We start from the raw sequence: 12,087 nt of genomic DNA on the forward strand, positions 1-12,087 counted from the left end.
CCGGCCTAATCCTCCGGCGCCTTGCCGTTCGCCTCGATCGCCGTTGCCCGCGCTGCGGCGTAGGACGCGACGGCCCCGCGGTGTCTGGCCTGGCACTTGGCATAGAGGATCGCGGTCGCCGCCGCCCACTCGAGCAGCTCGGCGGTGGTGTCGCTTACAAGAAGCGAAAGCGGCGGGCATGGGTTCGCCACCGCCGGATCAATCGGCGGCGGGACGGGCGCTCTGTTCGATTGCGGCATTGACGGCGTCGCGCAGGCCGACACCGTAGCCAGCAGCAGGATCGGAAAGATGGGGCGCATTGCGCAGCTCCTTCTGGATGACGGGTTGAACTTGGGTACGCTCGACGCGCTCGATCCGGTTTTCGGTTTCGACGACCTGGACGCCTTGAGCATTGATCGCGTCGATCAGGTCCTCCTCGAGACCGGCCACCGCTTCCTCGATCGCGACGGCCGTCTTCGCGCGTTCCAGCTCGGCGTCCTTCTGCGCGCGCTGGTAGCCGCGATGGTCGATAAACCAGATCACTCCCAGCACGAGGCCGAGCACGATCAGGTGCGGGCCCCAGCGGAGCCAGATCGCACCCATCAGCTCACCGCCTTTCGGACCGGCTCGCCGAGCGGGCACTGCCCGAACACCACCATTGGCGAGAACCGACCGGCCAAGCCGCGTCCGGTGATCGGGCGGGTGCGAATCTCGAAATGAAGGTGCTGGTCGACTCCGGCCATCCCGCGCGCGTTGCCGGTGTTCCCGGTCAATCCGAGCTGGTGGCCCCGCTGCACCTTCTGCCCGGATCGCACATCGATGCGCGACAGGTGACAATAGACCGCGTACAGCGTGTCCGGCTCGCCATCGTCGTCGAAATCGAACGCGAAGCGCAGGATTACGTGCTTGCCGTATGCGCCTGCATTGCGAATCCGCTCGATCGTCCCGTCGGCGATCGCAAAGCAGCGCTGGCCTTCGGGCGCCTCGAAATCCCAGCCTTGGTGCGGTCGACGCGATCCGTCGCGATTACGCCGCACCATGCCGAAGGTGTGGTTGAGCGATCCGCGCCGAATGCGGTTGCTGGCCAGCGGCCATCCGATCTTTGTCATGCCAAGTTTCTCCAGATGACGAAAACAGTCCAAGCGAGCAGGGCCGCGCAATAGAGCCACCAGAAGCGGCGCGAATAGCGGCGCCCCTCACCGAGCGAGGACGTCCACACCAGCAGCGTTTCCCCCGCCAGCATCATCGCGCATCCGACCCAGTAGCTCGGATCGGCAATCGAGAGATCCGCGCGATCGACCAGCAGCTGCTCGATCCGGCCGCGCAGCGACAGCCCGAGGCCGGTGGTGAACAGGATCAGCCCCGCGGCCAGGCATAGGCCGGCATTGTAGGGCGAGAACGGCCTGCGCCGCTTCCATCCTGCACCGGCCCACCCCCAGCTGACGAAGCCGCACCCGATCAGCATCCAGCCGAATACCAGGAGGATCATTCGCCCTTGCCTTTCGTAAGTTGGTCGATCGCGCGATCGGCCCCGCATCCGGCTTCGACCTGCTCGAACAGACGCCGGGCGCAGGTTTTCTGCCCATCGAGCTCGGCGAGCATGGCCTTGACCTCTGGAGGTGGCGTGTAGCTGGTCCACAGCGTGCTCAGCGTTCTCATGATGACCTTCACCTCACGCAGTTTCATCATCGCGCTCCGAGCGCAGAAGGTCGCCGGCCGGCATGCCGAGATGGGCCTGCATGCGGCTGAGCTGCACCGCGACGGCGAGATGCGATCTTGCAGTCTCGCGCGCGGCCTCGGCGCCACTCTTCGCCATCTCGCTAATCAGCTCATCACGTTGCGAGAGGCTGCGGATCGCCAAGCCGAGTAGGATCGCCATGATAGCGATGACGAACAGGGCGCCGTAGGCGAGGATCCCGCTATCGCCCTTCTCGATCAGGCCGACGTCGGGCGTCGGCACGCCGATGATAAAAGAGATCATTATCACGCCGCCATCTCGTCGAAGGTGCCCACGCCGTTGTCGACGTAGGGCCTGCCGGCACGAACGCCGCCGCGCACGCCCGCTTTCAGGATCGTGCCGGTCGACGCGGTTCCCCCGGTCCCGGCCCCGATGATGAAGTCCACGCCGCTTCCCTGCGGATAGCTGTGCGAGAGAGCGACCACGACATCGTCTGCAGAATCCACCTGGACGGAAGCGACGCTTGCGCCGCGCGCGGCCTCGACCACGACGTTGTTGCCATCGCGCACCTCGGGTCGTCCGATCTGCCCGGTGACGGTCAGGCTCTTGCACCGGCCATTGTCGTTCGCACCCTGGTTGAGGATGTGGACGCCGATCTGGCCCGCGAAATCGGGCGCATCGATATGCAAGCGCCCGCTGCTGCACCGGGTAATCTCGGCCAGCTTGGTGCCCAGTGCGCCGCGCACCTGCATCGCGATGTCGAAGTGCGCCCCGCTGTCGGCCTTGAGGACGCCTTTCTTGTTGCCGATCGATTGTGCGCGGACGAAGAGCATGCCCTTGGAGCCGACGATCTGGATATCGGTATCGCAAGCGACAAACTGCCCGTTCGTGATGTGGACATCGCCATCGGTTGGGTCGAGCTCGCGAATAGCGACCTCCGCATTGCGAATGGTGAAACCGTTCATCCGCGTCTTGCGATTGTACTGGCAGAAATAGAGGCCATCGATCCCGCCCTCGGTGTCGTAATCGCGGATCGAGACCGCGTCCGAGGTGAAGCCGATATGCCCGCTGTGCCAGTAGCTGGCGCGCACCCGCACCTTCTGGAACACCGACAGGCCGCTGCTCTGGTCGGAGAAGCCGTCTGCCGCGCTGTTCTTCGATATCACGTTGAAGGTGTAGGCGCCGTTGGTGACCACCGGGTCCCAGTGCCAGTTGGAGCAGGGGTAGGCATTGATCTCGCCGGGCTGGCGATTTCCGTCGAACCCGATGTTGGCGAGCATCGGTTCGATCACGCCGACGCCGGGCGTGATCACCTTGTCGGTGTAGACCAGGGGGAAGCTGGTCGAGAGCACCACCCTGGTCGCCTCGTTCGTGGCGAGGGCATAGCCGCGCTTCAGACCGGTGCTGTCCGGGTTGTTGTAGCTCTCGATATCGATCGAATTGGCGTTGACCGCCGTGATCTTCCCGCGCGTGTTGTCGTAGGTGTTCGTCGAATCGGAGAGGCCGAGGCAGAAATCGGCACCGACCTTGCTGGCGAAGGTGGTGGCCGCATTCGGCACCGGGATATTCGTCTGATCCTTGCTCAGGATCACATTGATCTCGACGCTGACCGCAGGGATCTTCTTCAGCACCGATTCGATCGGGTCGTCGCCCAGGATCGTCATCGTGCGCGGCACGTTGATCCCGCGGTCCAGCATGTACGGGCCGGAGGAGCGCGGGAAAAAGAGATCGCGTCCGAAAGCGGCCGCAATGTCGCGCGCATAGAGCACCTTCTCGGTATCGTTGGCGACGCCGTCCCCCTTCGCGCCGTGATCCTTCACGTTGACCGGCTTCATCCTCTCCATGCGGTTGAGACGCCCACCGAGCAGCAGGTCTTCGATCGTCGTTTCGGATGTGCGCGCCGCCACCACCTCGGGATTGCTGTCGCCGGCATCGAGGACGAGATTGTCGAGCTGGGTCTGAAGCGCTGTGGCGAGCGCGGTGAGCGAGGCGACGTTCTGCTGCAGCGTCGTGATCTGCGTGCTCGATCCGCCAGCGGTCCCTGCCTTGATCGCATGAAACGCGATCTCGTGCGTCGCCGCGCCGGTTGCGTCGAGCATGATCGACCCTCCACCGGGCAATTCGATCATTCCGCCCGCCACGCGTTCGGTCACCGCCCAGCTGCCGGCATCGAAAAACACCTCGACCGGATTGGCGTTGAGATAGGCAGTGAACTTCGCGACCAGGTCGGCTCCGGGCGTGGCGTCGACGTCGGCCTTGGGCACCACGATCCGCGCGTCGGTCAGCGAGGTCCAGATACCGCGCGACTCCGTGCCAGAGGCAGGATTGACCGCGTAGATCGTCGCGCCCGATCGCCCGCCGAGCATGCGGTTGATCTCGGCCGCGAAGGTTGCCGCACTCGCAACCTGCATCCGGTAGAAATTGCCCAAGGTGTTGACCGGGCCGGTCATGTGCCAGGCACCCGCCTGCGCCGTGCCGCGCAGCGTGCGGCGAACGATCCGGCGGATGACTTTCCCGTCCTCCAGCACGTCGCCGACACCCGCATAGCCGTAGAGTTCGATCCCACTGTAGGTCCGCTTGTCCTCCCGAAAAGGCTCGTACGCCGTGGCGACCGCGCCCTTTTCGAGCTGGACCTTCCGATCGGCGGCGAAGGCAGGCCGGGCGCCGGTAATACCGGGCAGCTCGAGGTCGACGAAGAATTCGTTCGCGGCCGCGACGAAGTTGTCCGGTATTCCATCGGTCTGTCCGATCACGCGGGTGACGACGGCGTTCGCGTCCTTGATCGTAATCTCGGCCTTGGTCAGGCCGCTGCGGACATATTCGGTGCCGGGAGTGATCGGGATCGAGTTCTTCGTCCGCAGGGTCGATCCCGAAGCCGTGGGCGCGCCGCTCGCGTCGTACTGCCCAACCTCCCACTTCGAAGGCGTAAGATCGACCAGGTTCTTTCCGGTCGCCGAAATGCTGATCGGCACCACCGGCGTGTCGGGATCGGTCCCCACGAAGCGCGGGTTCACGATGGTCTGCTCGGCTGTGCCCGGATGCGCGCGGCCAGGCGCGACGTCTACCGTTTCGAGCACTTCCCCGCGCAGGATCGCGTTGGCAGCGTCGGAGAGGTCGTAGAACGCTCCCGCGTGGGTCTCGGCCTCCTGCGCAAAGACCTCGGCCGCATCGACCTTCTCCTGCCCCACCGTCTGCACGGTCGCCAGGGCGTTCGCAGCTTCGGTGCCGAAGTCGTCGGCAATGGTTTGCACGGCGATCCGCTCGTCGCGCGCGCGATCCGCTTCACGCGCCGCCAGCGCGGTATCCGGCCCCAGATCGACGACGATATCCTGCCCGTCGAGATTGATCGCGATGTCGGTCATTCGGCCACCCTTCCGCTTACGAAGACATTTCCGGCGAAGCAGCGCGCACCGTTGCGCAGCACTTCGAACACCACTTCCTCCAGTCCGTCGGCATCGCCATCTGCGGGCAGCGCGCCGGTCTGCCCTGCGGAGAGGGAAAGCGTGACGATCGTCGACCCGTCCGCATAATCGCCGGGCGTCACGGTGAAGTCCGCCAATGGGTCGCCCGCCGCGTCCGGCGAAAGGCGCAGCTGACCTGCGAAACTGTCGCCCGATACATCGACGGGAAAGCCGACGGACGCCGTATAGGCCTGCCCGCGCGTGATCGACGGAAGCGCCTTGCCCCCCTTCTTGTCGCGCGCGAGCTGGGCCAGCCACACGGGATGGTTGCTTTGCATCTAGGTCCTGTCCTTCAATCAGGGCGTGTTGTAATCGTCGGGGCTCCACCCCGGTGGCACGCTGCCGCCCGACTGCGTGCCACCGCCACCTGCCACGTCCGTCTTGATCGTGCCGACCCTGTGCCGGACCGGGTTCGTGCCGCTGGTCGCGGCCGTAGACGGGATTCGCGTCGCCTTGAGCGCCACCGCGCCGCCCGCACGGGCGGGATCGTCGTAATAGATGTGATAGGTCGTCGCGGCCGCGATCGCGGTGCTGCCGTCGTCCTCCACCGTCAGCGCGCCGCCGGTGACCGCGACCGGCGATGCAAGGTCCGTATAGGTCCGCGTGTGGTTCTCGACGTCGATCTGACCGTCGGTCGCCTGCAGAAGCCCGTCTGCCGGGTCGGCATCGGTGATGTAACTGTTCGCGATCAGCTGTGTCAGCAGGCCTGCGGGCACGCTGTTCGCATTGGCGACGTCGGCCAGCTCGTCGATCGTCGGCAGCTCTACCGGGTCGGACACGCTGCCGGTCAGCGCCAGCACCTCGGAATGCTTCGCGTCGGTTTCCGCCTCCAGCACGAACCGCCAGCCACCCGTTTCAAGATCCGGCGCGCGGCGGCGGATCACCGCCTTGATCGTCCCGTCGGGGTGCAGGCCCAGCTCTTCGTCGATCTCAACCGCATCACCGGGCTTCAGCCACCGCAGGTGAGGCTTCACCAGCACCACGAACGGCCCGTCCTCGCGCCGCTGCCACAGGTCGTAGCCTGCCAGCTGCGTCACCTGGTCCAGATCGGTCACTAGGTCCCACTGCCGCTCGTCGCTTTTGACCTCGCCGTCCTCGGTCACCCATTCGGCTTTGGAGACCGCGCCGGCCTGCTGGTAGCTCCACTGGTGCGGCTCGCTGCGATAGCGCGGCACCAGCGTGTTGTGCCGCCGCTTCCAGCCCTTGCCGAGGCGGCCCGAGATATCGTCGCTCGCCAGATCCTCGCGCACGATCCGGTGCAGCACCGGGCGCGGCGCGTGGAAATCCACCCGCAGGATTCCGCCGGAAATCACCGGCACCCCGCCGCCCGCCTCGAGGATCAGCTTCAGGTTGTTCCACTTGTCGCCGGGCTCGTACACGATCCCGTTGACGGTCCATCCATTCGCATCGCACAGGTTCGCGAAGGCGACGAAGCTGGCGACGTCGATCGCCGTGATGCCCAGGTTCACGCCCATGATCCGCTCGCCGTTCTCGAACCGGCCATAGGCATAGGTCAGCCCATGGCAGCCGGGATTGCGCGTGTAGGCATAGGTCGATTCCTGCCCGATGCGCTGCGCCCCCGATCCACCCGGATAGGTGCTGTCGAGCCGCGCGTCGTAGGCCGACGTGCCTTCGATGATCTCCGCCAGTGCGGGCACGGTCGATCCGGGGAACTTGCCGCCCTTTTTCAGCAGCAGCGTGTAGGCGACCGCCGCCTTGCCGCTCAGCTTGTGCGCGCTGCTCCAGCGTGGCGGCGTGCCGAACTGGCTTTGCAGCGCGTTCGCTTCGGGCTGCGCACCCAGCTGCGCATCGCGCCACATGTGCTCTTCGTAGAACCCGGTCTCCTCGGCCGGAGAGCCCGCACCGAAGGCGAGGGCGTGGTAATCCGCGACCGGCGTCAGCGACTTCACCGGGCCGCACGCCGAATGCACCGCCGCGATGAAGCGGTAGGGGTTCTTCACGTCGTCCAGCTCGTTCCCGAACCCGACGTCGTGGACCTGCACCCCGCCCGAATAGCTCCGGCCGATCGCCAGCGGCAGCGGATTGTTCGCGCCGAGGATCCGCTCCTGCACCTGTCCTTCGGATCGCGGCGGCTGCGCGGAGAGCCCGCCGATGGCACTTGCGGCGAGCGATATTCCGCCCGCGATAGCGGCGATTCCCTGCCCGCCGGGGATGATGCTCGCGACACCGGCCACCACGCCCGCGACCTGCCCCACGAACTTCGCCACGCCGGGCATCAGAGCTTCCACCCCGCCTTCAGGTGCAGGCCCGCCAGCAAAATCGGCTCAAGCTTTTCGAACTGCGTGGCGGCATGCCACGCGAACACCGATCCGCGCCCGTCGACGATCCCGATCGCGTCGAGCACGCCGTGCTCGCTAGCGCCCGGCAACGCGACCAGATCGCCGAGGCGCGTGAAGGCCGGCGAAGGCCAGCGCTCGAAATAGCGATCGAGCAGGTCCAGAGTGTTCTCCGCGCCCATTTTCCGCAGCGCGCGCACCGCGCCGCGCGGCGTGCGGAAGTTCGGCACCGGCGGCAGGTCGTGCCCCATTGCGATACCCTGTTCGCGCGCAAGGTGGATGCAGCTCGCGCCGCACCAGTCGAACGGCCGCGCGAACTGCGCTCGCACCCGCTCGGTCGCGGCGAGCCGTTCGGTGGCGGTGATCGCGCGCATCACAATGCCTGCATCTGCTGCCGCGGCGAGTAGCCACCGCCGCGGCTGCCGCCGCCACCGCCGCCGCCATAGGTCGTGCCGCGTGCCGGCTCGTCGGTACCCCACGCAACATAGGTCGCCTGGTCGATACAGTTGATGAAGCCCAGCTCGCCCGGCCAGAAGCTCTGGTGCGTCCGGTCCGAACACACATTGCCCTCCTGCCGCAGGAAGAACCGCTCGTCGCGCGCCATCATCTCCAGCACCAGGATGTCCCTGCCCCCCGATCGGTCGCGCTCGGGTGCGTCGACGATCAGGTCGGAAAGCTGCTCCGCGTCCACCGCCGTGTGCATGTCCGCGGCGAGGCCTGCCTGCCAGATCCGCAGCCGGCAATCCTTCAGGTCCGCGCGCCACCAGTCGGCGACATCGGCCTCCGGGTTCGGAGCGAACCGGATCGTGGTGCCCGTCGCCTCGTCCCCGAAACCTTCCTCGTATTCGCCCGGCTCGAAGATCGTGCCGAACACCGCATGCTCGGGCAGGTACAGCTCGCCGCCGAAGCTCACCGGGCCGCCATCGGACAGCAGAACGTCGCCATCGGGCGCTTCGAACTTCATCAGGTGCGTGACCCAGACCGTCGCGTCGGTAGCCCCCATCAGCGCGCCTCCGCGATCGTGAAGGAGAACCCGCGCGTGAAGTAGTCGACATCCAACCGCCACTCGGGCGGAGTTTCCAGCAGGCCTTCGATGACCGGAGCTGCAAACTCGAGCACGTCACCATCTTCGGGCACGACCCGCAGCAGCGGCTCGATCGGCATGTTGCCCGGATCGCGAACCGTCTCCGCAACCATGTGCAGATATCGCTGTCCCCCACTCTGAAGCGAAAACAGTCGGCCCGCTCTCGCGACGAAGCCCGGTGTGGCGCCACTGATCGCCAGCTGCGCGCCGACCTGCCCCGCTCCGTCGACGACGGGGGAGCCGGGAGACATCCCGGATCCGCCCGGCTGCCGAAACCGGAATGCCGCACCGACGCGCACCGCGCGCATCAGCGCGGCCTGCCACGCCGTCGCGTCGCTCTCGGTCATTGGCGGCATCTCGACCGACAGCCGGAACCGGTTGCCAAGCCGGTTCACGCGCTGCGCGGGTCCGCCATTCGCGCCTGGCAGAATCGATCCGAAATCCTGAAGGGTCCAGCTGGTGTTCACCGGGGCCGGTTTCGCCGGCAGCATCATTACGGCCATCAGCTAAGGCTTTTCTCGCGCGCCTGCGCGAACTTCGATCCGACGTACTGCGCCGTGCGGCGGCGGATTGCGGGTTCGGCCTCGGTCACGACGCGCCCAGCGATACCGGTCATATAGCCCTCCAGCCCGCCATCCTTCTGCAGCCGCACGGTCAGCTCGCCGCGCTGGCCATGATTGCCGGCCTGATCGCCGCGCTTCACGTCGATGATCTCGCTCTGGCTCACCCGCGCGACCGGCGATCCGTTGAGCGAAAGGATGTTGCGATCGATCCCAGCGAAGCCACGAACCTTGAAACTGCCGCCCGAGTTGAATTTATGAAGACCCTCGTGGCCCGCAGGACCTGCCGCTGCCGGGGATGACCCACCGAAGAGATTGCCCAGCCACCCCCCGATCGCTCCGAGGAACCCCTCGCCGCCCTGCCGGCTGTCGAACAGCATGTCCGCGAACCGGTCGGCCAGGCGATCGAGCACCTTGGCGAGAGCGTTGAAGCTCGAATCGCGCATCCGGTCCTGAAACCAGTCCCAGAAATTGCCATCCATCGCAGCGCGCAGGCCACCGCGAAAGCTGTCGCGGAAGGATCCCTGCAGGTAGGCTCGCGACCGGTCGGCCGCCTCCTGCAGCGCCTGCGCCTGAGCGTCGGCAAAATGCATGCTCGGATCGTCTTCCTGGAGCTGGCGGATGCGATCCAGAACTCTCTCGTCCTCGCGCAGTTGGTCCGCCATCACCCGATCGCCGCGCAGCTCTGCCAGTTCGATCGAATGCGCTGCGCGCTGTGCGGCCGCACGGCGCTCGATCGCATCCGCGCGCGCCTCCTCGAGCGCGAGCAGCTTCTTCGCCGCTTCGGCCTCGGCTTCTGCTCGAGGCACCCTCTCGGCCTCAAGCGCTTCGATCTCGCGCTGGAGAAACTCTTCGTCTTCGAGCGTCTTGAGATGGGCGTGGTCCTCACGGATCCTCGCCAGCTGAATGTCGAAGCTGCGCTCGTGATCGGCACGCTCGCGGGCGGCCGCCTTGGCGCGCGCCTCTTCGAGCTCGATCATGTCCTTCTCGGCCGCGACCCGGGCCTGCGCGTTGGAAAGGCCGGCACGCTCGTACTGCTCGATTGCGCGCTGCAGGTCGCGCTTGCGCTCGAGCGCGCTGAGCGCCTCCATATCGCCGCTCTCGCGCGCCACCGCGATATCGTGCTCCAACGCGAGCATTTCGCGCCGCTCGGCCAGCTCGGCCGCGCTCGGGCCGGTGCGTCCGCGGGGAGTTGCCTTCGGCTTTTCAACATCCGGCGTACGCCGCCAGGGCTGCTGCGGCTCGGGGTAGGCCCCAAGCCCGCGGATCTGCTCGTCGGTGACGATCTTCCCGCTCAGCGTGCGGGATTGTCCCGGGGTCTCGCCTTTCGCCGCCGAATTTGCCTGCGCTGCTCGCGCTTCCATAAGGCCGAGCTTGACCAGCGTGGCTTCGATCCAGCTCCACAGGTTCTGGAACATGGGAAAGAGGCTGTCGATCACGCGGCCGACCATGTTTCCTGCCGCTTCCCACGCGCCCGCCCAGTCGCCGGAAAGAAGATTGGCGGTGATTTCGACCATCCCGCCGATCCATTCTACCAGTGCGGTGATAAGAGACAGCAGCACATTGAAGGCGCCCACGACCGCAGAGCCAGCCAGCGTCACGAGCACTTCCACCAAGTCCCCGACAAGTCCGATGACCACTCCGAGGAACTGGCCGATAGGGCTCTGCGAAAAATCGCCAAAGGCAGCACTTACCCGCTCGACCGTACCTTCCACCGCGTCGAGCAGCCTTGTGAAGCTCGGACCCAGCGCTTCTTGCGCGATCCGCCAGACGTTCTGCAGCCCATCGATCACGCGGTCGCAAAACAGGAGGAAGATCGCGATGGCAGCGCCGATCGGGGCCGCTAAACCGAGGAAACCGATTACCAATCTGCCGAGAAGCGGGAGGAGCTGGCCACCGACGATGCCGGCAAACTTCGACCCGACGACCAGCAACGTCCCGATCGGGTTGATCAGCGCGGATAGGGCAAGCCAGACCGGCCCGAGCCCGGCAAGGAATAGTGGCAGAATGACCACGGCGAGTGAGGTCAGCAGCATCAGCAATGGCCCTGCGGCCGCACCAGCGGCGAGCAGTCCGACCGCGATCTTGAACAGCAGCGGATTGGCCTGAGAGAAACGTTCGATGAAGTCCGCGCCCTTCTCGATCGCCGCGCTCAGCCAGTCGATGAGACCGGTCGCGGCGATCGCCTGCCACAGCTTGTCGAACGAGATGCCAAGATCGTCGAGCGAGTCCTTGAGGCGGATATATCGTTCGATATCGGCCGCGCTGAAGACGTTCGCCTTCTTGCCCAGCTCTTCGAACAGTCGCCCGTTTTCGGCGAGCAGGGGGATGAGCAGCGACCCTTCGTCCGCGATCGCCTCGAGGAAGAACACCATCTCCTGCTGGCTGACATTCGCCCGGTCGAGGGTGTTGTAGAACAGCTGCAGCGCATCGGGCCCGCTGAGCCCGCGGAACATCTCGGCCGTCACGCCTACCCGCGGCGCGACGTCTTCGAAAAACTCCTTCAGCTCGCCTCCGCCCGTCGCGAAATAGTCGCCGACCTTGTCCAGCGTGTCCTTGGAGATATCGGCGAACTTCTCCATCGCGACACCGGCTTCGCGCTCGGCCGCAAAGGCACGACGTTGGAAGCTCTCGACGCCATCGGCCGCAGTGTTCGCTGCGACCTTGATCGCCTTGGCATCGTTCGCGAACATCACCGTCCGCGCAGTGAACGCCGCGCCCATCGCAGCGACCCCGACGGTCCACGTCTTCGTCATGCGTTCGCCGACTGATGCGAAGTCGGTGGCAAACTGCCGCGCGCGCTCGATCAGCTTGCCGAAGCCGCTGTCGATCTTCGCCGTCCCGCGCTCGAAGTCGGCCAGATCCCACGTAAGCGAAGCCCGAAGGTCAGCGATCAGGTTCTTGCCCACGCTTCCTCCGTTTCTCCGCCATCCGGTTGGCGGTCTTCATCATCGCGAGGACTTCGCGCGCCCCGTCGATCGCTTCGCGCTCGCTTACCTCGCGCGGCGGTTCCTGTTTGGGCGCGCCC

General features: G+C 66.0%; 13 protein-coding genes. All 13 read right to left on the reverse strand.

Annotation, left to right across the window (positions count from 1 at the left end):
* Window positions 1-5: 5 nt before the first annotated feature.
* The 13 genes from DL238_RS14850 to DL238_RS14910 are packed head-to-tail and all read right to left on the reverse strand — an operon-like array spanning window position 6 to window position 11,968.
* Entirely contained in the window at window positions 6-191 is a 186-nt protein-coding gene (locus DL238_RS14850) for a hypothetical protein (RefSeq protein ID WP_115493212.1), read from the reverse strand.
* Window positions 192-198: 7 nt separating this feature from the next.
* The gene (locus DL238_RS14855; RefSeq protein WP_115493213.1) at window positions 199-582 is read right to left on the reverse strand and encodes a hypothetical protein; all 384 of its coding nucleotides are present in this window, start codon (window positions 580-582) and stop codon (window positions 199-201) included.
* Window positions 582-1,088, reverse strand: coding sequence for a M23 family metallopeptidase (locus DL238_RS14860; RefSeq protein WP_115493214.1), 507 nt, complete (start codon window positions 1,086-1,088; stop codon window positions 582-584). Before DL238_RS14860 ends, DL238_RS14855 begins: the two co-directional genes overlap by 1 nt.
* The gene (locus tag DL238_RS14865) at window positions 1,085-1,468 is read right to left on the reverse strand and encodes a hypothetical protein (RefSeq protein ID WP_115493215.1); all 384 of its coding nucleotides are present in this window, start codon (window positions 1,466-1,468) and stop codon (window positions 1,085-1,087) included. The genes DL238_RS14860 and DL238_RS14865 overlap by 4 nt, the downstream gene beginning before the upstream one ends.
* Entirely contained in the window at window positions 1,465-1,665 is a 201-nt protein-coding gene (locus DL238_RS14870; RefSeq protein ID WP_181883972.1) for a hypothetical protein, read from the reverse strand. The genes DL238_RS14865 and DL238_RS14870 overlap by 4 nt, the downstream gene beginning before the upstream one ends.
* The gene (locus DL238_RS14875) at window positions 1,652-1,960 is read right to left on the reverse strand and encodes a hypothetical protein (RefSeq protein ID WP_115493217.1); all 309 of its coding nucleotides are present in this window, start codon (window positions 1,958-1,960) and stop codon (window positions 1,652-1,654) included. Before DL238_RS14875 ends, DL238_RS14870 begins: the two co-directional genes overlap by 14 nt.
* A 2-nt stretch (window positions 1,961-1,962) precedes the next feature.
* A complete protein-coding gene (locus tag DL238_RS14880; RefSeq protein WP_115493218.1) occupies window positions 1,963-5,019 on the reverse strand; it encodes a glycosyl hydrolase family 28-related protein in 3,057 nt (1,018 codons plus the stop codon).
* Window positions 5,016-5,396: a hypothetical protein gene (locus tag DL238_RS14885; protein ID WP_115493219.1), complete on the reverse strand. Its 381-nt coding sequence runs from the start codon at window positions 5,394-5,396 to the stop codon at window positions 5,016-5,018. The genes DL238_RS14880 and DL238_RS14885 overlap by 4 nt, the downstream gene beginning before the upstream one ends.
* 18 nt (window positions 5,397-5,414) lie before the next feature.
* The gene (locus DL238_RS16205) at window positions 5,415-7,367 is read right to left on the reverse strand and encodes a phage tail protein (RefSeq protein ID WP_234031129.1); all 1,953 of its coding nucleotides are present in this window, start codon (window positions 7,365-7,367) and stop codon (window positions 5,415-5,417) included.
* Window positions 7,355-7,789: a DUF6950 family protein gene (locus tag DL238_RS14895; protein ID WP_115493220.1), complete on the reverse strand. Its 435-nt coding sequence runs from the start codon at window positions 7,787-7,789 to the stop codon at window positions 7,355-7,357. The genes DL238_RS16205 and DL238_RS14895 overlap by 13 nt, the downstream gene beginning before the upstream one ends.
* The gene (locus DL238_RS14900; RefSeq protein WP_115493221.1) at window positions 7,789-8,418 is read right to left on the reverse strand and encodes a hypothetical protein; all 630 of its coding nucleotides are present in this window, start codon (window positions 8,416-8,418) and stop codon (window positions 7,789-7,791) included. Before DL238_RS14900 ends, DL238_RS14895 begins: the two co-directional genes overlap by 1 nt.
* On the reverse strand, window positions 8,418-9,002 hold the full coding sequence (locus DL238_RS14905) for a hypothetical protein (RefSeq protein ID WP_115493222.1): 585 nt from the start codon (window positions 9,000-9,002) through the stop codon (window positions 8,418-8,420). The genes DL238_RS14900 and DL238_RS14905 overlap by 1 nt, the downstream gene beginning before the upstream one ends.
* Window positions 9,002-11,968, reverse strand: a complete 2,967-nt coding sequence (locus DL238_RS14910) for a phage tail protein (protein ID WP_115493223.1) — start codon at window positions 11,966-11,968, stop codon at window positions 9,002-9,004. The genes DL238_RS14905 and DL238_RS14910 overlap by 1 nt, the downstream gene beginning before the upstream one ends.
* Window positions 11,969-12,087 lie beyond the last annotated feature (119 nt).

It is taken from the genome of Alteriqipengyuania lutimaris (assembly GCF_003363135.1).
GTDB classification, from domain to species: domain Bacteria; phylum Pseudomonadota; class Alphaproteobacteria; order Sphingomonadales; family Sphingomonadaceae; genus Alteriqipengyuania; species Alteriqipengyuania lutimaris.